This window comes from Seohaeicola zhoushanensis (genome assembly GCF_014656415.1).
In the GTDB taxonomy this organism is placed as follows: domain Bacteria; phylum Pseudomonadota; class Alphaproteobacteria; order Rhodobacterales; family Rhodobacteraceae; genus Seohaeicola_A; species Seohaeicola_A zhoushanensis.
This window is the reverse complement of the sequence record NZ_BNCJ01000009.1, coordinates 154,740-179,030: the sequence shown is the minus strand read 5'-3', so window position 1 is coordinate 179,030 and position 24,291 is coordinate 154,740. Positions and strand designations below refer to the sequence as shown.

Sequence of the window (24,291 nt, the reverse complement as noted above, 5' to 3'; positions counted from 1 at the left end):
GCTTCCTTTCGAAGAAGCATGGACCGGATCACTCATACACAGAAGATCTGACACTCTCACCAGGCGCCGCGAGCAGCAACAAATTCGGTTCAAGTCGCCCGGATCGGCACAGCGCTTCCTCGCCTCCCACGCTGCCATCGCCAACCATTTCAACGTCCAACGCCATCTGATTTCCCGCCGAACGATGAAGACCCTCCGCTCCAGAGCCTCGGCCGACTGGCGTGACGTCGTGGCGGCCTGAGGCTGACTTCGGAAGGTCCGGCTGGCTCCAGCGAGTTGCCGTGACAGCGCCCTTGCGCGTCTTCCGCTTGATACCCCTAACCAACTTGTCAGCGGCATCCTTCGATGTTCCGGATGTCTTGTTCATCTTATGGAATGGACGCCCCCTTGCACCCAGGCCGATAGTTTTCGGTAAACATGGCAAGCAAAAGGATTTCACAAGATGCAGTTGCTGGCGATCGATTTGGGCAAGCAATCATTCCACATTCACGGGATTAGCAATGACGGCGAGGTGATCTCGAGGAAGGTCACCAGATCAAAACTTGAGGCCGCCGTTCAGGAACTTTCTCCTGCAACGATTGCCATGGAAGCCTGTGCCAGTGCTCATCATTGGGGGCGTCGCTTCAAGGCTATGGATCGATAGCAGCGTCGGTCGCCCAACCTCGCCCATACGGTTTCGCAGGCTCTGGGAAAGGCTACGAAGATCGGGCACCTCACTGTCAACAAGGGTCTGCAATGCACGATCCAGTTCAGCGTAAAACACATTGAACTGAAAATCGTCGAAAGCCGAATGCAGGTCCGGTTGGTTCGCTAGTGCGTGATCCGAAAGATGGCGGGCTCCGTCGTCGCGCAAAAATCCTTGTGTTCTCTTTCCGGTTCGGAGCAGCCCCAGAACCCGCGCAGCAAGATCGTTCCGAAAATTGGACCACGTCTGGATACGCTGTTGGCTGGCCGGCACGTTATCGCGTGCGAAAGCTTCGCGCAGGTAGTGCTCCAGAAGCTCTGTGGGCGAGAACATGATCCAACTCGTCCTGTGATCGCCCCCGAGAGGGGTGTTCACGATTACTCGATAGTCTTCTTCGCGATCGGAGTTCTCGATCCGTTTTTGGCTGAGCCGTTTGATGAGCGTTGTTGTCTTGCCGGTTCCCGGCGGGCCTTCGAGCATGACTTGGCGATCGATCGGAAGGCGAAATATTTCATCCTGGACCTTGTTCATCACGCTTTGATCGCGGAGACCAAGACCCGACAGATACTTTCGTTTCGGAGTCAGCGTCACGACGGGCTGGTCGTCAAAAACCGCGAATGGATCACTCAGATCATATCCACCGAGACGGCCGCGCTGTTCTACGGCACGACGAAGGGACTCGATGAAAAGCACGTCGAAATTTTCGGTGTCGATTTGATTGTCGACACCATCCCATTGGGCTCCGGACAGCACGGGCCTGTAAGTTCCTTTCTCGATAACTTCGGTCCACTGCCCATTCGGCAGTTCGAACTCATCCCCGACGTCCAGCGATGCAAGGCGGCCGACCGGGGCCCCCGAATTGTAACTGGTGAGTGTAATGCCCGGAACAAGAATCGTAAAATTCCGAGTAAAATAGTAGGTTTTCTCGCTACCATTTTCGGAGCGCGTTCGAACGCGCGCTATCAGCGGTTCCCTAGATAGTTGGCGTGCCGCTTCTCTCTGTTCTTCTTGCGCTTGAGCGAGCTTTCTTCGAGCAGCCCCATCAGTCCAATTGTTTACCTGGCCCATGACCACATCTTGTCCGGCAAGGCGAATGCCCACCTGTTGGTTCGCGGCATCGGCAACTTTCGTCATTGCATCGATGCATTCATCGGCAAGGGCCTCAATGAACGGTGCAATGTTGTCGCCATCAATTGTTCGTGGAGAATGTTCGTTCATGCTGGGCTCAACTCTTGAATCTCTCGGCGAACTCTGGCGGTTGAACACCTAGTTTGCAAGCCAACCAAGATGAGACTTGCTACCCGATCAAAATTTGCCTCTAGACGTCCCAAAGTCTGAGAATGCAAGTGCGGTTGCCGCCTGGTCGCGATCGGCAAGCTTCAGGTTGTGGACGACGGTCTTGGATATGCTATCCAGTCTCAGTCGTACTTTCTCTGGTGAGGACTTGCATTGGCAGTCTTGGAGGCGGTCCGAATCTCATGTTACCGTTCCACTCAAGCAAAGGCGGGAAGAAACCTGCGCGACTACATAATTTTAGAGGCAGAAGGTCGGATCATGAGCACAGATATCAAGTCACTCGGTTCATTCGCGTGGTCCATTGCTGAACTACTTCGTGGTGACTTCAAGCAGTCCGAGTATGGCAAGGTCATCCTGCCCTTTGTCGTTCTGCGCCGTCTTGACTGCATCCTTGAAGCTACCAAGTCGACCGTGCTCGACATGGCAAACTCACTTCCCGACGACATTGACGACGAGGCGCGTGATGCCCTCCTCTTCGGCGTTACAGGCCGAGATATCGGCCTGTATAATCTTTCCCGTTTCACCTTTGCTTCGCTCAAGGGGCAGGACGCAAAGGATATCCACAAGAACCTAGTCGACTACATCACCAAGTTCTCAGGCAATGTTCGAGATATCTTCCTGGACAAGTTCCTATTCACAGATCAACTGAAGCGCCTGAACGACGCCGGGTTGCTCTATCAGGTGTTTGACCGCTTCACGCAGATTGACCTGCACCCCGATGCGATCTCGAACCTTGAAATGGGGTATCTGTTCGAAGACCTGATCCGCCGCTTCTCGGAAATCTCGAACGAAACGGCGGGCGAACACTACACCCCGCGCGAGGTCATCCGCCTGATCGTCTCGCTGCTGCTGGTCAACGACAAGGACGCGCTAACAGGGGCCGGCGTCATCCGCCAAGTCTACGACCCTGCCGCGGGCACGGGTGGTATGCTTTCCATCGCTGAGATGGAAATGAAGGCGCTGAACGACCGCGTCCGCGTCGAACTATTCGGGCAGGAACTGAACCCCGAGTCCTTCGCGATCTGCAAATCCGACATGCTGGTGACTGGGCACAACCCTGAGAACATCGCCTTCGGCAACACGCTGACCCAAGACGCCCACGCCAAGAAGCGCTTCCACTACATGTTGTCGAACCCGCCTTACGGGGTGGACTGGAAGAAATACGCCGACCCGATCAAGGAAGAGGCAGAGACCCAAGGAAAGAACGGGCGCTTTGGCGCGGGTCTGCCGCGCATCTCGGACGGGCAGTTGCTGTTCCTTCAGCACATGATCTCCAAGATGCGCAACGACGAGCAAGGGTCGCGCATCGGCATCGTCATGAACGGATCGCCTCTCTTCACCGGCGGTGCCGGGTCGGGCGAAAGCGAGATCCGCCGCTGGATGCTGGAAAACGACTGGGTCGAGGCGATCATCGCGCTGCCCACTGACCTCTTCTACAACACCGGCATTCAGACCTATGTCTGGTTGCTCACCAACCGCAAGGACAGCGCCCGACGCGGCAAGGTGCAACTGATCGACGCCAGCGGCGAGCGGTTCTGGAAATCGATGCGCAAGTCGCTCGGGTCCAAACGCCGCGAAATCCCGCCCGAGGCGTGTGACGAGATCGCCCGCATCTACCACGACATGCTGAACGGCAACGAAGGGTGGGAAGACGTGTCGAAAATCTTCGCCACGACCGACTTCGGGTATCGCGAAATCCGCGTCGAACGCCCACTGAAACTTCGGTTCCGGGTCACCCCCGAAGGTCTCGACGCCCTGTCCGAAACCCGCCCGTTCCAGAACCTCGACGCAGAAAAGCAGTCCTTGCTCATGGAACTGCTGCCCGACGTTCTGGGTGGCAGCGACTACATGGACCGCGCGCGGTTCGAGAAAGACTTGAAGAAGGTCCAGAAGTTCGCCGGGTTCAACCTGGGTGCACCGCTCACCAAGGCGATCCTCTCCGCTCTGTCCGAACGCGACGAGGCGGCGCAGGTATGCACTGACAAGAATGGCAATCCCGAACCCGACACCGATCTGCGCGATCACGAACTGGTGCCGCTGAACGAGGACTGGCGCGCCTATGTGCAGCGCGAGGTTCTGCCCTTCGTCCCCGATGCCTGGGTGGATGAGACATACACCGATGCGCACGATGGCGGCGTCGGGCGTGTCGGGTATGAGATCAACTTCAACCGCTACTTTTACAAATACGTGCCTCCGAGACCGCTGGAAGAGATCGACGCCGAGTTGAAGTCGCTGGAAGCAGAAATCGCAGGTCTGCTGCGGGAGGTGGTCGAGTGAGTTCTATGTTCCAATCGATCCCAGACGGGTGGCAGCGAACGACGCTTCGGCACCTTGCTCAAGGACCGAAGAACGGCGCTTGGGGTAGTGAAGCAGGCGAGGATGAAATCGATGCGATATGCGTTCGCGTTGCAGACTTCGACTGGTCGCGCCTCACGTTGAACCTCGACGACCCGACCACCCGTTCCTTCAAAAAGCAGCAGTTCAAGAATCTGCAACTTCGACGCGGAGACATTGTCATTGAAAAATCGGGGGGCGGCGAGAAGACGCCTGTCGGTCGGGTTGTATCATTCGATGAGGACGTTGAAGCGGTCACATCGAACTTCGTCGCAAGGATTAGACCACACGAAAGCGTTTGGAACCGCTTCTTTCTGTATCTGCTCTCTGCCCATTACATGAGTGGATACAGTCATCAGTTCATCAAGCAGAACACCGGCATTCAAAACCTTGACGATACCAATCTGTTCCGTAGCGACGTATGGGTGCCCGACCTCGCGACCCAACGCCAGATCGCCGACTTTCTGGACCGTGAGACCGCAAGAATAGACCTGCTGATCGAGAAAAAGCAGCGGTTGGTCGCGTTGTTAGAAGAGAAATCGGCGTCCGAAGTTGATTATTTGATCGACGGAACCCATCCCCGCTTTGCACATGTCAACTCTGAATACTCAGAGCGAAGAGCCCTGAAACTGAAGACGCTTTGTAGTCGACTTGGCAACGGCTTTGTTGGTCCAACTCGCGACATTCTTGTGGAAGAAGAGTACTCAAATTCAGTTCCTTACCTTCAATCGACCCATGTGAAAAACCGTCAGATTGAGTTTGAGCGAAAACCCTACTTCGTCACGAATGCATGGTTAAAAGAGAAACCGAAGGCACGTGTCCGCCGCGACGACCTCGTGATTGTGCAGACTGGTGCGGGATGTGGCGCAACGGCGATTGTCGACGACAAGTTTGATGGATCAGGGTGCCACGCAATGATTATTACGCGACCAAAACCCGAACGGATTCTTCCGCGTCTACTATTGCAAATCCTTTGCTCCCGCAGCGGTCGCGAAGCGTTGGCATCGATAGAGACCGGCGCACTTCATCCACACCTTGAAGTCGGTTTCGTAAAAGAAGTGTCCATCCCCACGCCCCCACCATCCGTTCAGCGCAACTTATTAAATTGGATCGAGGACGAATTGGCAGCGCTTGAGCGCATCCAACAGAAAACCATCGCCTCCATCGACCGCCTCAGAGAATACCGCTCTGCCCAGATCACCGCCGCTGTCACGGGTCAGATCGACGTATCGACCTACGCCAAATCCGGCACCCCCGACCGCCGCCTCGACGCCATTCAAGAGGAGATGGGCGCGTGACCGACACCATCGCCGACCTCAAAGCGTTCATCCGCGCCCAGCTCAGCGCCAACTGCGATCCGGTCCCGCCCAAGACCGCTTCCAGTCAGCAGGTGCATCTGTCTGTCTGGACGACACGCGGACGCCGCCGCGCAATCGGCGTCGAACTCGACCACAAAGACCGCGTGAATCTGTGGATCGTCAGCATGTATGCCCCACCTTCGCCCTCCGTCACGGTGGAGGTCGCGAAGAAGGTCTGGAAAGGGTCTGCTTGGCAGGACAAAGACCCCGATCCAGCGCGCAAGGGACGCGACGGGGCAAACAGCAATCTCAAGGATTACGACGAGTTCCGAACCAAACCGATCACACGCCTGGGCGTTCAGACTATCGACGACGCTCGGGCGATCATGGAACACATGTTCACATGAGTATCAGAACCGAAGCACCGGGCGTGTGCACATCGCAATATGGCAAGTGTTTCGAGAACAACAAATCGTTCTTCATCAAAGAGTTGAAAGCATGAAAGACGCGCAGAAACCAAACCAGTTCACGTTGAACAACTTGCTTTCGCGTCTGAAGGAAGGTCGATTTGTCGTTCCCGACTTCCAACGAGAGTTCGAGTGGAATCCGTGGGACATCTCGGATCTGATGCGGTCGATCTTTCTGGACTACTACGTTGGAAGTCTTCTGCTGTGGAAGGGCAAGGACGAGAACTTCAAGGCACTCGCCTGCGAACCGATTTACGGTCACCCCGGCGGGGGGTCATCCGAGCATATTGTTCTGGACGGTCAACAGCGACTGACGGCGCTTTACTATGCCTGTGTCGCGCCCGATGTGCCGCTGCCAGACCGCGCCAACCGCGCAATCTATTTCATCAACGTCGACCGCTTCATGCGTGAAGAATACGACGACGCGTTCGGATACGACTGGAAGACGAAGCGCATAGATAAACTGACACAAGACCCAAAGATCCAGTATCGCGAACACATCTTCCCGCTATCCGTGATCGGCGCTGGCGGTTGGGCGATGCCGACTTGGGTGCAGGGATATGCGAAATACTGGCAGGACATGACCGCCGAGGCAAAAGAGCGGGGCGATCTCGAAGAGGCGGAACAGTGCGCGCTCCATGGCCAAAACGCAGAGAAGTTCGGTCAGGAACTCAAGGATCTGACCGAGCAATATCAGGTTTCCTACATCGAACTCGACAAGGATCTGGGACTGGACAAGATTTGCGACATCTTCACCCAGATCAACAGCAAGGGCATTCGACTGGATGTGTTCGACCTGCTGAATGCCCTGCTGAAACCCCGCGACCTGCAACTCAAGTTCATGTGGCGCAAGGCGCGCGGGCGTTTGGAGTTCGTCGAGAGTTCGAAACTGAATGTCTACATCTTGCAGGTCATGTCGATCCTGAAGCAGGCATACTGCTCACCCAAATATCTGTATTACTTGATGCCCGGGCATCAGAAGACGATCCGCACTCTCGACGGCAAGATCGAAAAAGAAGTGCTGGTTCAGACGACCGAAGAGTTCGTTGCGTTGTGGGACACTGCGGTGTCTGCGCTGGAGCGTGCGATCAAGATGTTGCGGCATCCGCAGGAGTTTGGGGTCACATCGTCCAAATACCTGCCATATGTGTCGATCCTGCCCGCCTTCTCGGCATTGCAAGAGCATGTTCGGACGCTGCCCGCAGACAAACGCCTGAATGCACAGCGCAAGGTTCGGTTCTGGTATTGGGCGGCGATCTTCACGAACCGCTACTCTGGGTCAGTCGAGTCGACCGCCGCGCGAGACTATCAGAACGTCAAGGCGTGGATCGAGAGCGATGCCAACGAACCGCCCCTGATCCAAGAGTTCAAGACCCGTTTCAAGAACCTCGAACTGCGTCGTGAGACGAAATATGGATCGTCGATCTACAACGGTATCTTCAACCTGCTGGTTCTGAACGGCGCACGAGACTGGATCACAGGCAACATTCCTGAGAACGAGATGCTCGACGATCACCACATCGTGCCTGCGTCGTGGGGCGATGCAAACCTGCAAGATCGATCCGTGCATTCGATCCTCAACCGCACGCCACTTCTCGATGGAACGAACCGGCACGTCATTCGTGACAAACTTCCGAACGAGTATCTGCCTGAACTGATCAAGCAGAACGGCGAAAACCGGGTGCGCGCGATCTTGGAAAGCCACCTGATTTCGCCCGCTGCGTTCGACATCCTCATGAGATCGAACTTCTCAGCGTCAGACTTCGAAGAATTCATCAACGAGAGGCAGCGAACGTATGTCGAGGCAATCGAGTCCTTGCTAATCAAAGAACGCCTCGATCTATCCCCTGACCTCCGCGATTTGGATGCACGGATCGAGACGGTCGAACTCGGGCTACGCGCGACGATCGAAACCGCACTTCATGCACAAGAGGACCCATTTCCACAACACGTCATGGATAAGGTCCAGCAAAGGCTGAACCGCGCGCAGAGAAAGAACCCTGCCTTCGACAAAGATCGCTATGCGATCATCGGCGGGATGCTTGAATTCTGCGACCTACAAGAACTGAAAGACATCGTTCTTGCGAAGAACAACTGGCATACGTTCAGCGAAACCTTCAGGTCGAAAGAGGATTTGTCGAAGCGAGTAGATCAACTTGCTGAGATGCGCAACGGTATTCGCCACAGCAGGACCATAGATGAGATTTCGAAAAAGGATGGAGAAGCAGCGCTCCTCTGGTTTGAGAAGGTGAACCAGAGTGTCTGACCATGCCAATGTTCATCTCAGCGTCTGTGTAGTTCAAGTGGAGATGGGCGCGTGACGGAATATATTGTTCCATTCGATCATCCTAGCGTACAAGCACTCCATGATGCCTGCCAAAGCGCTGATGATCGCGAACGCCGAACTCGCAGGGACGGACATTTCATAGAGTTCCTCGTCGCAATCCAGCGGGGCATGAAGATCGAAATTTTCGCCAATGAACATCCACCCCCACATTTCCGGGTGAAGATCGGCGATGACATTGCGAATTTTCGTATCGACAACTGTGAACCCATGAATGGTGACAAAGCAGTTCTGCGCAGGCAAAGAGAAATCAAAAGATGGCACGCCAACAACCGGGACGCCCTAATCCAGACTTGGAATAATACACGCCCGAGTGACTGCCCGGTTGGTGAGTTTAGGACAATGGCATTCATGACACATTCACACAGCACCGCCGATATTCACCAAGAGAAGGTCTTCGAGTCGCATATCGTCGCCTGCCTGACTGCCGATCAGGGATACATCGAGCGCAACTGCCCGTCCCATTACGACGTCGATCATGCCCTCGACACCGAGTTGCTGTTCCGCTTTCTAAAGACGACGCAACCCGAGGCTTGGCAGAAGCTGGAAGATCACTACAGCGCGCAGGCGGAGGCGGAGGTTCTGAAGCGTCTTGATCAGGCGTTGAAGCAGAACCCGACCCATGTGGTGCTTCGCGAGGGCATCAAACTGGTGCCGAACATTCGGTTCGCGCTCTGCTTCTTCAAACCCGCATCGAACCTGAACCCGGACCTGACCCGCCTTTACGAGGCGAACATACTGTCCGTGATGCGGCAGGTGACCTATTCGGCGAAGAACAAGAACGCCATCGATCTGGTGACCTTCGTCAACGGCATTCCGGTCGCCACGCTCGAAGTGAAGAACCACCTGACCGGGCAGAACGTCAAACACGCCGAGAAGCAGTATCGGCAAGACCGCTCCCCCGCTGGCGAACCGCTGCTGACCTTCAAACGCGGTGCCATCGTCCATTCCGCGGTGGATCAGGACTACGTGTCGATGACCACGCGCCTGATGAACGGCAAGACGCGGTTCCTGCCCTTCAATCGCGGGCGCGACGGCGGTGCCGGAAACCCCGATGTGCCGGGCGAGAACCGGGTCGCCTATCTCTACAAGGATCTGCCCGGCGAGAAGGCGGTGTTCTCGCGCGAGGTGCTGCTCGACCTGATCGGGCGGTTCATCCATCTTGAACGCTCGGGCGGCAAAGAGGCGCTGATCTTTCCGCGGTTCCAGCAGTTTGACGCTGTGCGCAAACTGCTGTCGGACGCGCGCTCCACGGGCGCAGGACAGAACTACCTGATCCAGCACAGTGCAGGGTCGGGCAAGTCGAACACCATCGCCTGGACCGCCCACCAGATTATCAACCTGCATGACGAAGACGACAAACCGCTCTTCGACACCGCGATCATCGTGACCGATCGCTTGGTGCTGGACCGTCAGTTGCAGCAGACCATCAGCGGGTTCGCCCAGACCGAGGGCGTGGTGAAGAAGATCGACGGCACGTCCCGCGATCTGAAAGACGCGATCCTGAAAGGCGCGCGGATCATCATCACGACGATCCAGAAGTTCGGCACCGAACATCTGAAGGCGATCTCTGGTCAGGGGGGCAAGAACTTCGCCGTGATCATCGACGAGGCGCATTCGTCCCAGTCCGGCAAGGCGGCACAAGGGTTGACCGACGCGCTGACCCGCGACGAGGCGAGTTCCGAAGACATTGAAGACATGGTTCTCGCGTTCCAGAAAGCGCGGGGTCCGCAGAAGAATATCTCGTTCCTCGCCTTCACCGCGACACCGCGCAATGTCACGCTGGAACGCTTTGGGCGCATCGGGTCAGACGGCAAACCCCACCCGTTCCACCTCTATTCGATGCGTCAGGCAATCGAGGAAGGGTTCATTCTGGACGTGCTCCAGAACTACATGACCTACAAGGCATACTACCAACTCGAAAAGACCATCGAAGACGATCCCGCCTTCAAGGGACGCAAGGCACAGGCGCGTGTCGCCCGCTATGCCTCGCTGCATCCGACCGCCATCGATCAGAAGGTCGAGGTGATCGTCGAACACTTCCGCCGCCACGTTGCCAAGGAACTAGACGGCAAGGCGAAAGCGATGATCGTGACCCAGAGTCGCGAACACGCGCTGCGCTTCTGGCAGCGCCTGAACGAGTATATCAAGCAGAAGGGTTACACCGATCTGAAGGCGCTGGTCGCGTTCTCGGGTGATCTGAACATCGATGGCAACGTCTGGACCGAAGCGACCGCGAACGGGTTCGCCGAGACCGAACTGCCGAAGAAGTTCGACACCGACGAGTTCCAGATCCTCGTCGTTGCCGAGAAATACCAGACCGGGTTCGACCAACCGAAACTCGTCGCCATGTATGTGGAAAAGAAACTCGCCGGGTTGCAAGCGGTGCAGACGCTTGCACGGTTGAACCGGACATATCCCGGCAAGACCCGAACCTTCGTTCTCGACTTCCAGAACACGATGGAAGACTTGAAAGAGGCGTTTGCCCCCTTCTTCGAGGCAACCGCGCTCGAAGAACGCACCGACCTGAACCAAATCTATGACCTCGAACAGCGCATCTCGTCGTCGACCTACATCCACAAAGAAGAGGTCGAACGGTTTGCCGACCAGTTCTTCAAGGGCGATCTGACAACCCAAGACCGCCTCAAGTTGGAAGGCACTGTCCGTCTCGCGGTGGGGCGCTTCGAACTGGATGAAGACGAGGCACAACAAGAAGAGTTCCGCCAACTCCTGAAGAGCTTCCAGCGGTTCTACGTTTTCGTGGCGCAGGTCGTATCACTCAACGATGCGTGGTTGGAAAAACTCTATGCCTACACATCGTGGTTGTCGCGTCTGCTGCCGTCGCGCGACGTGCCCGCCGACATATCGATCACCGACGACATGCTGAACCTTTCTGCCTTCAAGTTGCTGAAGGGCGAAGTGGGCAGCGCGTCCCTCTCACCGGCGCAGACTGCGACCCTGCAACCGATCACCGAGTTCGGCGCGAACGCCTACACCGAGGAAGAAGAAAGGTCGCTGTCCGAGATTATCGAGTCGTTCAACGAGCGGCATGGCACCCAGTTCTCGCGCGAAGACTTCCTGCGCTTCGAACGCGTCACGCGCGATATCATGAATGAAGACATGACCGAGATGATGCGGAACAACCCCGCAGACGTGGTCGAGAACACGTTCTCTCAGGCATTCTTCCAAGGCATCGTCCGCGCGTTCCAGCAAGACAACGAGATGCGGAACATCTTCATGACAGACCCGGACGCACGGGCGCAGGCGACAAGGCACTTCTTCATGAGAGCGCAGCGGCAGGCCAGAGGGCAGTAAAGTGATGCCTCGAACCGGTCTCCAGTTTTGACAACAGCACTATAAAAAAATGTCGCTTCTAGGGGGCCGATGCGCAGCGCGGGCCGACGCACACCGGCGGTTCCCGAAGTTTGACAACACCACTATAAAAGAAAAGCGCATTGACGGAGTCGGCTCAACCGACCGGCCAACAAGCGATACGTATTCCCATGAGTTCCGGGCAGTTCCGCGTTAAAGTGGGGGACGCTCTGGGGGATGCGATGTCGAAATCACCGATCAACTTATTGATATTAATAAAAGTATTTCGAATTTCTGGCGGAGAGGAAGGGATTCGAACCCTCGAGACGGTTCCCCGCCTACACACTTTCCAGGCGTGCGCCTTCGACCACTCGGCCACCTCTCCGCCGGCGGGGATATCGGAAAGGTGGGGGCGGGCGCAAGGGGATTGAGGTGGATTCTTCGGATTTGACGCCGGGTGTGCCGTTGCGCTGCCGGACCACCGGGGGAGCACCTGTGCCTGCGCCGGTATCGCGATGCGGGGACCATGGTCGGGAACATGACTGTGCGAGGGCTCGCCCTACGTCGAAGGCAGCTTACCGACGCGGTTTGCCATCCTGTCTCCCCGGCAAACACACCGCCAGCCTCGCGATCAGCCCGCCGCTCAGTCCACCAGCAGCCGAGGCGGGCCTTCCAGCACCCGGCCGATCCGCGCGGCCGGGTAGCCCTGGTCGCGCAGCGCGGCAAGCAGCCTGTCGGCGCTCTCGGGTGGCACTGCGGCAAGCAGGCCGCCAGCGGTTTGCGGGTCGTAGAGAAGGTCGTTGCGTGGCGAGAGCGGCAGGTCGGGAAGCCCGGTTCGATTGTCGGCGAAGAGCGTCGAGCGCATTCCCGCCGCCGCCAGGTCGAGCGCACCCTCCATCAGCGGGACGGCGTCGAGGTCGAGCGTGGCGCCGGTGCCGGAGGCCTCGCAGATGTTCATCAGGTGCCCGGCAAGGCCGAAGCCGGTGACATCGGTCATCGCGGTGGCCTCCGGGGCAAGGATCGCCGAGGCCGCGCCCTGCGGCAGCATCATCTGCGCCAGCGCGGCGGCGACCCAAGCGCCATCGGCCCGGCCCTGCATCTCGGCCGCCATCAGCACGCCACTGCCGATCGGCTTGGTCAGCAACAGCACGTCGCCGGGGCGCGCGCCCGCGAGCGTCACTACCCGGTCACGACAGATCCCGGTCAGGGTGAAACCGACGGTCAGCTCGTCGCCGAGCGAGGTGTGCCCGCCAACCACCGCCGCACCCGCTGCGCCGATCACCTCGCGCGCGGTCGCCATGATCTCGGCCAGCATCCGGCCCTGCAGCCGCACCGACTGGCGGGGCAGGATCAGAGTGGCGGTGGCAGCCTGGGGCTCGGCCCCCATCGCCCAGATGTCGCCCAGCGCGTGGATCGCGGCGACGCGGGTCATCAGTTCCCAGTCGCCCCAGAAGGCGCGCAGGTGGTCCGAGGTCATCACCTGCCGCACCCCGCCCGTGCTCAACAGCGCCGCATCATCGCCGGGCAGCGGGGTGATGTCCTCGCGCAACGGCGCCGCCTCGGGTCCAAGCGCACCGCGCAGCGTCTCGCGCCCAACCTTGGCGCCGCAGCCACCGCACATCGGCTTGTCGCCCAGCGCCTCGGTCATGCCCAGCGTATGCTCGGATGGCAGCGCGGGCTGCGGCATCACCGGCAAGTCGCGGAAGCGTTTCATGAAGGTGCGGTCGATGTGGTCCTTCCAGCGCCACATCAGCGGTCCGGCCAGCGCCAGGCCCAGCCGTTCGGCCAGGGCGCTCTTCTGGCCCAGCGAGATCAGCTTCAGGTAGTCCTTCTGCGGGCGGTAGTCGTGCAGCCGCCCGCCCGTCACCGCCGCGCGCAGGTTGTGCAGCAGCACCGGTGCCTGCCGCACGGCATAGACCCCGGCCTTGGGACGCGGATTATCGGCCATATGGGCGCAGTCGCCGGTGGCGAAGACCTCGGGGTCGCTCGACTGCAGCCGCGAATCCACGGTGATGAAGCCATGCTCCAGTTCCAGCCCGCTGTGCCTGACCCAGCCGAAGGCACGCGCACCGGCGGCACCGGTGACGAGGTCCGCCTCCAGCCGGCGACCGTCCTTCAGCACCAGCGCGCCCGCCTCGACCCGCTCGATGGGCGCGTTCTCGATCAGCGTAACGCCCTGCGCGGCGAGTTCCGCCAGCAGCCGGGCGCGGGCGCGCGAGCCGGTTGCGGACAATGCCGTCGCGCTGTCGACCAGCGTTACGCGCCCTGCCCGACCACGTGCACGTAACGCATGGGCCATCGCCATTGCCAGTTCGGCCCCGGCCACCCCTGCCCCGATCACGACCACGCGGGCGGGCCCGTCGCCACCGAGGAATGCCTCCCAACGCGCCGCGAATGGTCCGAGCGGCTTGGCCGGCAGGCCATGTTCGGCGAAACCCGGCAGCGACGGCATGTCCGAGGTGATGCCGATATCGACCGAGGCCACGTCGAAGCCAATCGGCGGACGCCCAGGCACATGCACTTCGCGCGTCACCAGGTCAATACCATCGACTGCACCGAGGATCAGCCTTGCACCGGCGAAACGGGCCAGCTTCACGAGGTCGATGTCCAGGTCGTCGCGGCGGTAATGCCCGGCGACGAAGCCTGGCAGCATCCCGGAATAGGTCGCCTTCGGATCTGGGTTGATCAGCGTCAGCCGCGCGCCGGCCAATGGCGCCATGCCCCACATCCGCAGCACCAGCGCATGGGTATGCCCGCCGCCGATGAGGACGACGTCGCGGGTCAGGGGAAGCGGAGCGGTCATCATATGCAAAGCTCTAAATATTTGGCCGCCTGGTGCAAGCAGGGAATGCAAATCGCCTAACGGCCGACCTCGCGCGCCGGTCACATCCGCGTGTCGCATCTTGCGCGAAACCCCCGCGGCAGACTTCAAATGGGCACCCTCCCCGCTCCCGGAAAGCAAATGATGACCGACCTGCCCCGCGCCGCCGATATACTTGCCCGCCGCCTCTACGAGGCCGGGTGCCGCCATGCCTTCGGGATGCCCGGCGGCGAGGTGCTGACGCTGGTGGACGCGTTGGAAAACGCCGGCATCCGCTTTCACCTGGCCAAGCACGAGAATGCCGCCGGCTTCATGGCCGAGGGCGTGCATCACCGCGACGGCGCCCCGGCAATCCTGGTTGCCACCCTTGGCCCCGGCGCGCTGAACGGGGTCAACGTGGTTGCCAATGCGCATCAGGACCGGGTGCCGATGATCGTGCTGACCGGCTGCGTCGAGGCCGACGAGGCGCTGAGCTATACCCACCAGGTGCTCGACCATCAGGCCGTTTTCCGCCCGATCACCAAGGCGAGCTTCCGCCTCACACAGGGCGGTGCGGGCAATATCGCCGACCGCGCGGTCCGCGTGGCAAGCGATGCGCGACCCGGTCCGGTGCATATCGATGTGCCCATCAGCGTGGCCGAGGCGCGCGTGGCCGAGACCCCGATGCGGCGTGCCATCTCCTCGCCCACCGCCCCGCAAGGCGCCGACCTTGCCCTTGCCCGCGACTGGCTGGCCAAGGCCGAACGCCCGCTGGCCGTCGTCGGCCTCGACATGCTGGACGAACCCTCGGGCTGCCTGCTGCGCGCCTTTGTCGAGCTCTTCGGCATCCCCTTCGTCACCACCTACAAGGCCAAGGGCGTGATCCCCGAGGATCACCCGCTCTGCCTTGGTGCCGCCGGACTGTCGCCGCTGGCCGACGGACACCTGCTGCCGCTGGTGCGGCAGGCTGACCTGATCCTCTGCATCGGCTACGACCCCATCGAGATGCGGGCGGGCTGGCGCGATGCCTGGGATCCGACAACGCAACGGGTGATCGACATCGCCCCGGTGGCCAACGACCACTACATGCACCAGGCAACGCTGGCCTTCGTCGCCGATCCTGCCACAACGCTCGAAACGCTCGCCCAAGGCGGGCGCAGCCGTACCACCTGGCCCGCAGGCGAGCCCCAGGCAACCCGCGCCGCACTGGCGCGGGCCTTCCCGGAGGATGACGACTGGGGCCCGGCGGCAGTGATCGCCGAGACCCGCGCCGCCCTGCCAAGCGACACCCTCGCCACCGCCGACAGCGGCGCGCACCGCATCCTGCTGAGCCAGATGTGGCAGACCCACGAACCGCGCGGGCTGGTGCAATCCTCGGGCCTCTGCACGATGGGCTGCGCCCTGCCGCTGGCCATCGGCCTCAAGCTGGCCGCGCCCGACCGCCCCGTGGTCTGCTTCTCGGGCGACGCCGGGCTGCTGATGGTCGCCGGAGAGCTGGCCACCGCCGCCGAACTGCGCACGCCGATCATCTGCGTCGTCTTCGTCGACGCCAGCCTCGCGTTGATCGAGAAGAAGCAGCGCGAGCGGCAGATGCAGAATCGCGGCGTCGATTTCGCCCGGCACGATTTCGCCGCCATCGCCCGTGCCTTCGGCGGAGCGGGTCATCGCGTCACCAATCGGCCCGAGTTGCGCGCTGCGCTTGCAGCGGCATCGGCGGAAGATCGCTTCACCCTGATCGCTGCCGAGATTCCGCGCAACGCCTACGACGGCCGTATCTAGACTGAATGTTTCAGATCCTGCCCGATCCGGCGGGATGTGAAACAAATCAGCGCACCTTCAGGCCCTCACGCGGCTTTTCGCTCACGCTCGGCAAGCCATCGCACACGCGCTGTCACCAATGCGCGAGCAGGATCGTTCCCGAGATTTCAAGGCGTTACACTCTGTCCACCCGGCTATTGCGCCGTTTCTGAACATATGGACCCCGACATGATCGATGACCTGTTCGGCCAGCCCACGACGTTTGCCACGCCTCAGGGCCTTTCCGACTGGAACGCGGTGCAGCTGGGCTTTCTGGCCCACTCGGCCGCCACGCCGGGCCACCTGGCCGCCGTTCTGAAGGCTGAACCCGACTTTGCCCTAGGGCACGCCGCACGAGGGTTGTTCTTTCTGTTGCTGGGCCGGCGCGAACTCTACCAGACCGCCCGCGAGGCCCTCGCCGCCGCCAGGGCCGCGATGCAGGCCCAGCCGGTCACCCCGCGCGAGGCGCGCTATGTCGCCGCCCTTGCCCACTGGCTGGACGGCGCGCCGCTGCGGACCATCGCGGAATGCGAGGCGGTGCTCGACGAGACCCCGACCGACCCGCTGGCGATGAAGCTGTCGCAGGCGATCCGCTTCCTGCTGGGCGACGCCGCCGGGATGCGCGCCTCGGTCGAGCGCCTGTTGCCCGCCTATGCCCATGACCACCCCGCGCGCGGCTACCTGCTGGGCTGCCATGCCTTCGCGCTCGAGGAAACCGGCGACTACCTGCGCGCCGAGATCGCCGGACGACAGGCACTCTGGATGGCCCCGAACGACGCCTGGGGGCTGCACGCGGTGGCCCATGTCCACGACATGACCGGCCGCGCCCGGCAAGGCATCGACTGGCTCGCCGCGCGCGAGAGCGCATGGGCGCATTGCAACAACTTCCGCTACCACGTCTGGTGGCACAAGGCGCTGATGCATCTGGAGACCGGCGAGACCGAACAGGTGCTTGCGCTCTACGACGACCGCATCCGCAAGGACCGCACCGACGACTACCGCGACATCTCGAACGCCACCTCGCTGCTGATGCGGCTCGAACTCGAAGGCATCCCGGTCGGCGACCGCTGGGAGGAACTGGCCGATCTCTGCGCCCGGCGCACCGGCGACGGTTGCCTGATCTTCGCTGACCTGCACTACCTGCTGGCGCTGAATGGCGCCGGGCGCGAGGCCGACAAGGCTGCGCTGCTGGCCCGTATCTCGCGCGACGCCGAGCAGCCCGCAGATCCCTTCGCCAAGGCGATGGCGGCGCCCGGACGCGATGCCGCCGTGGGGCTTGTCGCTTTCAGCGAAGGGCGCAACGGCGAAGCCTTCCACCACCTCGCGCGCGCAGATGCAGCCATGCAAAAGGCTGGGGGCAGCCATGCACAAAGAGATGTGTTCAAACGGCTGACCATCGACGCGGCACTGCGCGCCGGATATCTCGACCACGCCGAGCGATTCCTCAACGAACGCAAGAACCTACGAGCCGGGTCGGAAGATGGCTTCGCGGCTTGCCGCCGCGCGCTGATTTCCGGCGCGCGGGGCCCCGCGAACGCCCGAAGCGTCCCGGCCGAATAACGTGAAGACAGAACGGAAAGAACGTATGGCGACAATTTCGCCCAGCATGGATTTTGCAGACCCGCGTACCGCGCGGGCCCCTGCCGTGGCCGCCTCGACGCGCGACCCGCGGCTCGACGTGTTCCGCGGTATAGCGATGTTCATCATCCTCGTCGCACATATCCCGAACAACACCTGGGCGAACTGGATTCCCGCCCGATTCGGCTTCTCCGATGCGACCGAGATCTTCGTCTTCTGCTCCGGCATGGCCTCGGCCATTGCCTTCGGAGGCGTCTTCGCCAAGAAGGGTTGGCTGACCGGCACCGCCCGCGTCGCCTTCCGCTGCTGGCAGGTCTACTGGGCGCATATCGCGCTGTTCTTCTTCACTGCCGCCGCGATGGCGGCCATCGATCTCTGGTGGCCCGGCGACGGCTCCTATGTCGCCGCGCTGAACCTGCAGCACTTCTTCAAGAACCCCGAGCAGCAGATCGTCGGACTGTTCACCCTGACCTACGTGCCGAACTACTTCGACATCCTGCCGATGTATCTGGGCGTGCTGGCCCTGATGCCCGTCATGATCGCTTTGGTCCGCATCCACCTCGTGGTTGGTATCGCGGCCAGCCTCGCGCTTTGGGCTGCGGCCAATATCGGCACCGTGCACTTCCCGGCCGAACCCTGGACCGACCGCGAATGGTTCTTCAACCCCTTCGGCTGGCAACTGCTGTTCTTCACCGGCTTCGCCTTCATGCGCGGCTGGATCCCCGCTCCGCCGGTCAACCGCACGCTGATCTGGATCTGCGCCGCCTTCCTGGTGCTCTCGGCCCCCTTCGGTTCGTGGAAGGTGCTGACCTGGATCGACGCGGCCTCGCCCGCCCTGGGCGACTGGATCAAGGGCGCATGGCGCTGGATGGACTACCAGGACGTCTCGGAACGCTTCAGCCTGCGCGACAAGACCGACTTCGGCCTGCTGCGCTACCTGCACTTCCTGTCGCTGGCCTACCTGGCCTGGGCAGCGGCCGGGACCGGCGGCGCGCGTCTGCGGGAACTGGCCTCGGGCGCAGCCGGTGCGGCGCCCCGATTCCTGCTCGCGATCATCACCAAGGTGGGGCAGCAGTCGCTTGCCGTCTTCGTCTTCTCGATGGCCGTCGCCCAAATTCTGGGCTTCGTGCTCGATCAACTCGGCCGGAATGCAGAAAATCATATTCTGGTTAATATTTGGGGGTTTGCACTTATCGCGGCAACAGCATACATCGCCGCTTGGTTCAAATCTCAACCTTGGCGGAGCAAGGGAAGATGACGCTGTCGCGCCGTGCGTTTCTCGTGGGGTCGTCGGCATTTGGTCTGGTATCGGCCGCCCCCGTGGCCGGGGCCGGAACCATCTTTGCCCGACAAAGAGTGATCGATATGGCGCGCGCTCTCGCCGCTGCCGATTACCAGCCCCGTCCTACCGTTCCGCAGGAATGGCTGGACCTCACCTACGACCAGTACCGGGCGATTCGCTTCAAGCTCGACCATGCGCTCTGGGCCGGCACCGACGTGCCCTACGTGGTCGACTTCTTTGCGCCCGGCCTCTACTTCCCGCGCACCATCCAGGTGTCCGCGGTAAGCGGCGGCATGGCCGAGCCGGTGCCCTTCATCTACGATGATTTCGACCACGACCCGGCGCTGGTACCACCGCTGCCGGTGTCCGAAACGCTCGGCTTCTCGGGACTGCGCCTGCGCACCGAGCAGACCGAGCCTGGCCGCAAGTCCGAGTTCTGCGTGTTCCAGGGCGCCAGCTACTTCCGCGCCATCGGCTATGGCCACGCCTACGGCCTTTCGGCCCGCGGCCTGGCCATCGACACGGCGGAACCGAAGGGCGAGGAGTTCCCCGACTTCACCCGCTTCTGGCTCGAGACCCCGGCTCCCGGCAAGCGCAACATCATCGTGCACGCGCTGATGGACAGCCCCAGCGTCGCAGGCGCTTTCCGCTTCGACATATCGCCAGGGCCGGACTGCGTGATGGAGGTCGAGGCCACGCTCTTCCCGCGCACCGAACTCGACCACGTCGGACTCGGCCCGCTCACCAGCATGTTCCTCTTCGACGAGACCAACCGGAACCGCTTCGACGACTTCCGCCCGGCGGTGCACGACAGCGACGGGCTGATGATCTGGAACGGCGCCGAAGAGGTGATCTGGCGACCGCTCGCCAACCCGCGCAAGCTGCAGGTCTCCTCGTTCATCGACCGGATGCCGCGCGGCTTCGGCCTGATGCAGCGCGCCCGCAAGCTGGCCGATTTCGCCGACCTCGAAGCGCATTACCACCAGCGCCCCGGTGCCTGGGTTGAACCCAAGGGCGACTGGGGCCCCGGCTCGGTCACGCTGGTCGAGATCCCGGCCGACAAGGAAATCTACGACAACATCGTCGCCTACTGGCGTCCGCACGATCCTATCCCCGCGGGGCAGCGACTCGACATCGCCTATCGTCTGACCTGGTGCGCCGCCGCACCGGTCGAGACCGGGATGCCGCGCGTGCTGAACACCCGGATGGGCGCGCATGACGACAAACGCCTGGTCGTGATCGACTTCGAAGCGAGCGATTTTTACGCGGAAGGCCACGAAAAGGTCGAACCTTTGATCTCTTCGCCCCATGCGACCATCACCGAAGGCATCCTCCAGGAGAATCCCGAAACCGGGGGTCTCCGGCTGGCGTTCACCTTCGACGCTGGTGACAACGACTTTGCCGAACTTCGCGCCGAATTGCGCAAGGACGGTGCTCCCGCCAGCGAAGTCTGGCTTTATCGGTGGACAAGATGAGAACCGACCTGTTCGTGATGCCGCCCGAGACACCGCGCCCCATGCCGGTGCAGGATTTCGGCGCAGCCTATCGCGATGAGACTGCCCCCGGACTGCATTCTGAAAATGGCCAGGCGCTCTGGCGCGTGCTGGCTTTCAGCCCCGCCATGGCGGCGACCATCGCCCTGGGCGTGGTCATGTATGGCTGGTTCTCGGACCAGGGGATCAACTTCGCCGAAGCGCTGCTGATCGCGCTTATCTCGTTCAATTTCTTCTGGATCAGCTTCGCCGTCAGCACCGTGGCGCTTGGCCTCTGGTCGCTGACCCGCCGCGCGCCCCGCCCGGCCAAGGGTCCGGTGCGCCCCCTGAAGGTCGCGCTGCTGATGCCGGTCTACAACGAGGTGCCCTGGTACGTGCTGGGTAATGCCCGCTCGATGCTCGAGGAACTGCGCTCCTATGGCGGCGCCCACCGCTATGCGATGTTCATCCTCTCCGACACCCGCGACGAGGCGCTGGCCGAGCAGGAACAGCGCACCGTCGAGGCGCTGCGCAGCACGCTCTCGCCGGGGCTGGAGCTCTATTACCGCCGCCGGATCATGAACACGGACCGCAAGGTCGGCAACATCGCCGACTGGGTCGAACGCTGGGGCGGTGCCCATGACGCCATGCTGGTGCTCGACGCCGACAGCTTGATGACCGGCCGCGCGATCCTGAGCCTGACCAATGCGCTCGCCGCCGACCCCGGCGCCGGGCTGATCCAGAGCTTCCCGCAGCTGATCGGCGCGCAGTCGGTCTTTGCCCGGATGCAGCAGTTCGCCAACGGCGTCTACGGCGCGGCCTTCGCCGAGGGCATGGCCCGCTGGTGCGCCCAGGAAGGCAACTATTGGGGCCACAACGCGATCATCCGCACCGCCGCCTTCGCCGCCTGCGCCGGCCTTCCGCACCTCAAGGGCGACCGGCTGATCATGAGCCATGACTTCGTCGAAGCCGGCCTGCTGCGCCGCGCCGGCTGGGGTGTCCGCTTCCTGCCACGCATCAAGGGCAGCTACGAAGAAACGCCGCAGACGCTGATCGACCACGTGCTGCGCGATCGCCGCTGGTGCCAGGGCAACCTGCAGCACCTCGGCCTGCTCGGCTCCAAGGGCTTCCGCTCGATGTCGCGCTTCCACATGCTGCACGGAGCGGTCGGCTACCTGATGTCGCCGCTCTGGTTCGCGCTGCTGGTGATGTGGGCGCTGATCGGCGTCGGCGAGGACGCCAGCGTGCTCACCTATTTCAGCGAGACCAACCCGCTGGTGCCAACCTGGCCCGAGATGACCGACAGCCGCAACGTGCTTGTAATCGTGCTGATGTATGCCACCCTGCTTGCGCCCAAGCTGATCGGCATCGCGGCCCTTCCCCTGACCGGCGCACGCTTTTCCGAGTTCGGCGGGCCGGCGCGCTTTGGCCTCTCCTTCCTCTCCGAAGTCATCCTCTCGGTGCTCTACGCCCCGATACTGATGGTCCAGCAGATGATCGCCGTGTTCCGCACCGCGCTTGGCCTGCAACGCGGCTGGTCGCCCCAGGCGCGCAACGGCGGGCATTACTCGCTAGGCACGGTAGCGCTCTGCCACATGCTCGAAACCATCAGCGGGGCAGTGCTGGTCGCCGGCATGATGGCCGGGCTGGTGTCGCTCTGGCTGCTGCCGATCGCCATAAGCCTCGTGCTTGCGATCCCGCTTTCGATGCTGTCGGGCCTGTCGCTGTTCCGAGCCGTCGCCACGCGCGAGGATTTCGCCGCGCCGCCGATCACGCGGGCAGCGCGGCACTATCGCAACGAACTGAGGTCGATCCTCGAAGGAGCACCGGTCCAGACGGCCGCCGAATAGGGCCTAGCTGAAGAACCCCTTGCGGTCGAATTCCTTGTCGACCCATTTGCGCAGGTCGTTGACGGCTTTCACCAGGTTGGCCTCGACTTCGCGGATGTACTTAGCCTGCGCCTTCTCGTGTTCGTCGATGGACTTCGAATAGGCAACCAGCTGCTTGTTGGCGTCATTGATCGCGTCAATAAGGTTCTTTTCTATTCTCTGGATGTAGTCCTGCTGCAACTTCTCCCACTCGTTCTGGGTCTTTTCGAGCTTGGCGAAGTTCTTCCAAAGCAGATTGATCTGCTTCTCGTTCTCTTTCGCCAGTTTAAGAGCGGCGGAGGCGTCGTCGGCCATGGTCAAATCCCTTTGTGCAAACCGATGCGATCTTGCTAGCCGGGAAACGTCCTGGCCGATGTAATCAAAGTCACATCCGTTAGGGGATTTCGAGACTTTCGAACCAGTCGAGCACCATGTCGACCCATCCCTCAGGCACCGTATGTCCGCCGGGAAACAGGGCTAACTCCAGCGCGCTGCCCGCCGCGCAATCCTCCCACTTCCTGCGCCAGAAGATGCCGGTCTCGCCATAGGCAGTCGGATCCTGCCCGGCACAGCCATTGGCCTGCCGCCAGAGCTCCATCCCCTGGAAGATGTCGCCCTGCTCGAACTCGCCGCTGCGCAACACGCGGCCCTCCAGTGGCACGGTCCTGTCGGCCCAGCCGTGGGTCTGGAACAGCCGCACCGGACCCGCACAGCCATCGGGCAGCGGTCGCCAGAACCCGCCCGACACCGGCGCATAGGCGGCAAAGGTCTCGGGCGCGGTGCAGGCGAGATAGGTCACCATGAATCCCCCGGCCGAGAACCCCGCCAAGAGCACGCTCTTGGCGTCGGTGCCAAAACGCGCAGAGGCATCCGCCACGGCGCGCCGCAGGAAATCGGTCTCGTCGCGTCCCTCCCAGCCGGGCAGAAAGTTCCAGCTCGCCCCGCGCTCTCCGAACTGCCGACTGCCGGTCGGCGCGAGCACCGCATAGCCGCGCCCGGTCAGGGCCTCCATAAGGGCGGCATTGCGCACCGCGTTGCCACCGTTGCTGCCCGCCCCATGCAGCCAGAGCACGACCGGGGCCCCCTGCCCTCCCGCCTTTGGCAGCAGGGCATGATATTCTCCATCCGCGAGTCTGCACGGCTCGGGATCGGCCCCGCAGCCGGCCTGCGCAGAACCACCCGCCAGCGCGAGGCAGAGGGCAGCCAGCCAGAGCTTCATCCCTGGCCCCCGTCGTAAGGCATAACCGGCAGCCCCGCGCCGAGCCAGCCCGCCCCCGCGCCCGAGCCGAGCATCCCCTCGGGCACATCGAAGACATGGGTGAACCCGGCCTTTGCCATCCGCGTCGCCATCCGCGCCGAACGCACACCACGTGCGCAGATCAGCGCCACCGGGGCGGCCCGGTCCCCGCCAAGCAGTTCGGCAAGGGCTGTCTCGAAGTCAGCGCGCCGCATGTCGAGCGGCTGCGCCCCCTCTCCGATCCCGGTCAGCCGCCATTCGTCCGGCCGGCGGATATCGACGAGCGTCACCTCGCCCGCCAGGGCGGCGGCATGGGCCTCGGCAACGCTCAACCTTTCGCCACTGTAGGTGGGATGCAGCCGCCGCCAGCCGATCAGGCCCACGGCCCCGGCAAGGACGGCCAGGCCCAAGACACGGCGCCGTGTCGGCGTGACAAGCTTGTTCGATGCTGCGGTCATGTCATCCTCATGACCTTGCTAGCACGCTCCACCCGCCCGCGCGTTCACCATCGCGTCACCGCG

14 protein-coding genes, 1 tRNA gene and 2 pseudogenes are annotated in these 24,291 nt (G+C 61.9%); 12 read left to right on the top strand and 5 right to left on the bottom strand.

Annotation, left to right across the window (positions count from 1 at the left end; genetic code table 11):
* The 7 genes and pseudogenes from IE266_RS26915 to IE266_RS15950 form a co-directional block, all read left to right on the top strand.
* Positions 1–241 (top strand): annotated as a pseudogene (locus tag IE266_RS26915) (IS6 family transposase); the annotation flags it as partial.
* A gap of 201 nt (positions 242–442) precedes the next feature.
* A pseudogene (locus IE266_RS26910) lies at positions 443–631 on the top strand (IS110 family transposase); the annotation flags it as partial.
* 1,608 nt (positions 632–2,239) lie between these two features.
* On the top strand, positions 2,240–4,258 hold the full coding sequence (locus IE266_RS15970) for a type I restriction-modification system subunit M (protein ID WP_189681100.1): 2,019 nt from the start codon (positions 2,240–2,242) through the stop codon (positions 4,256–4,258).
* Between the two features lie 5 nt (positions 4,259–4,263).
* Positions 4,264–5,613 carry a restriction endonuclease subunit S gene (locus IE266_RS15965; RefSeq protein WP_229864183.1) on the top strand — a complete coding sequence of 450 codons (1,350 nt, stop codon included), beginning with the start codon at positions 4,264–4,266 and terminating at the stop codon, positions 5,611–5,613.
* A complete protein-coding gene (locus IE266_RS15960) occupies positions 5,610–6,020 on the top strand; it encodes a hypothetical protein (RefSeq protein ID WP_189681098.1) in 411 nt (136 codons plus the stop codon). Before IE266_RS15965 ends, IE266_RS15960 begins: the two co-directional genes overlap by 4 nt.
* Before the next feature lie 91 nt (positions 6,021–6,111).
* The gene (locus IE266_RS15955; protein ID WP_189681097.1) at positions 6,112–8,346 is read left to right on the top strand and encodes a GmrSD restriction endonuclease domain-containing protein; all 2,235 of its coding nucleotides are present in this window, start codon (positions 6,112–6,114) and stop codon (positions 8,344–8,346) included.
* Between the two features lie 51 nt (positions 8,347–8,397).
* Positions 8,398–11,739: a DEAD/DEAH box helicase family protein gene (locus tag IE266_RS15950; protein WP_189681096.1), complete on the top strand. Its 3,342-nt coding sequence runs from the start codon at positions 8,398–8,400 to the stop codon at positions 11,737–11,739.
* Between the two features lie 292 nt (positions 11,740–12,031).
* On the opposite strand, the gene IE266_RS15945 is transcribed toward IE266_RS15950, so the two are convergent.
* A tRNA-Ser gene (locus tag IE266_RS15945) sits at positions 12,032–12,121 on the bottom strand.
* A 258-nt stretch (positions 12,122–12,379) separates the two neighbouring features.
* The gene (locus IE266_RS15940; RefSeq protein ID WP_189681095.1) at positions 12,380–14,542 is read right to left on the bottom strand and encodes a selenide, water dikinase SelD; all 2,163 of its coding nucleotides are present in this window, start codon (positions 14,540–14,542) and stop codon (positions 12,380–12,382) included.
* Positions 14,543–14,701: 159 nt separating this feature from the next.
* Between IE266_RS15940 and IE266_RS15935 the strand changes: the two genes are divergently transcribed.
* The 5 genes from IE266_RS15935 (at position 14,702) to mdoH (ending at position 22,515) form a co-directional block, all read left to right on the top strand.
* A complete protein-coding gene (locus IE266_RS15935) occupies positions 14,702–16,315 on the top strand; it encodes a thiamine pyrophosphate-binding protein (RefSeq protein ID WP_189681094.1) in 1,614 nt (537 codons plus the stop codon).
* Positions 16,316–16,522: 207 nt separating this feature from the next.
* Positions 16,523–17,893, top strand: coding sequence for a tetratricopeptide repeat protein (locus IE266_RS15930; RefSeq protein WP_189681093.1), 1,371 nt, complete (start codon positions 16,523–16,525; stop codon positions 17,891–17,893).
* A 25-nt stretch (positions 17,894–17,918) separates the two neighbouring features.
* Positions 17,919–19,169: an OpgC family protein gene (locus tag IE266_RS15925; RefSeq protein ID WP_189681092.1), complete on the top strand. Its 1,251-nt coding sequence runs from the start codon at positions 17,919–17,921 to the stop codon at positions 19,167–19,169.
* Complete coding sequence (locus IE266_RS15920; RefSeq protein WP_189681091.1) at positions 19,166–20,668, top strand: OpgD/OpgG family glucan biosynthesis protein; 1,503 nt, start codon at positions 19,166–19,168, stop codon at positions 20,666–20,668. The genes IE266_RS15925 and IE266_RS15920 overlap by 4 nt, the downstream gene beginning before the upstream one ends.
* Positions 20,665–22,515, top strand: a complete 1,851-nt coding sequence (mdoH, locus tag IE266_RS15915; RefSeq protein WP_189681090.1) for a glucans biosynthesis glucosyltransferase MdoH — start codon at positions 20,665–20,667, stop codon at positions 22,513–22,515. The genes IE266_RS15920 and mdoH overlap by 4 nt, the downstream gene beginning before the upstream one ends.
* A 3-nt stretch (positions 22,516–22,518) precedes the next feature.
* Here the strand turns inward: mdoH and IE266_RS15910 are convergent, their stop codons facing one another.
* The 3 genes from IE266_RS15910 to IE266_RS15900 form a co-directional block, all read right to left on the bottom strand.
* The gene (locus IE266_RS15910; RefSeq protein ID WP_189681089.1) at positions 22,519–22,848 is read right to left on the bottom strand and encodes a hypothetical protein; all 330 of its coding nucleotides are present in this window, start codon (positions 22,846–22,848) and stop codon (positions 22,519–22,521) included.
* 79 nt (positions 22,849–22,927) lie between these two features.
* On the bottom strand, positions 22,928–23,752 hold the full coding sequence (locus IE266_RS15905; protein ID WP_189681088.1) for a CE1 family esterase: 825 nt from the start codon (positions 23,750–23,752) through the stop codon (positions 22,928–22,930).
* Positions 23,749–24,228, bottom strand: a complete 480-nt coding sequence (locus tag IE266_RS15900; protein ID WP_189681087.1) for a rhodanese-like domain-containing protein — start codon at positions 24,226–24,228, stop codon at positions 23,749–23,751. Before IE266_RS15900 ends, IE266_RS15905 begins: the two co-directional genes overlap by 4 nt.
* Between the last annotated feature and the right edge of the window lie 63 nt (positions 24,229–24,291).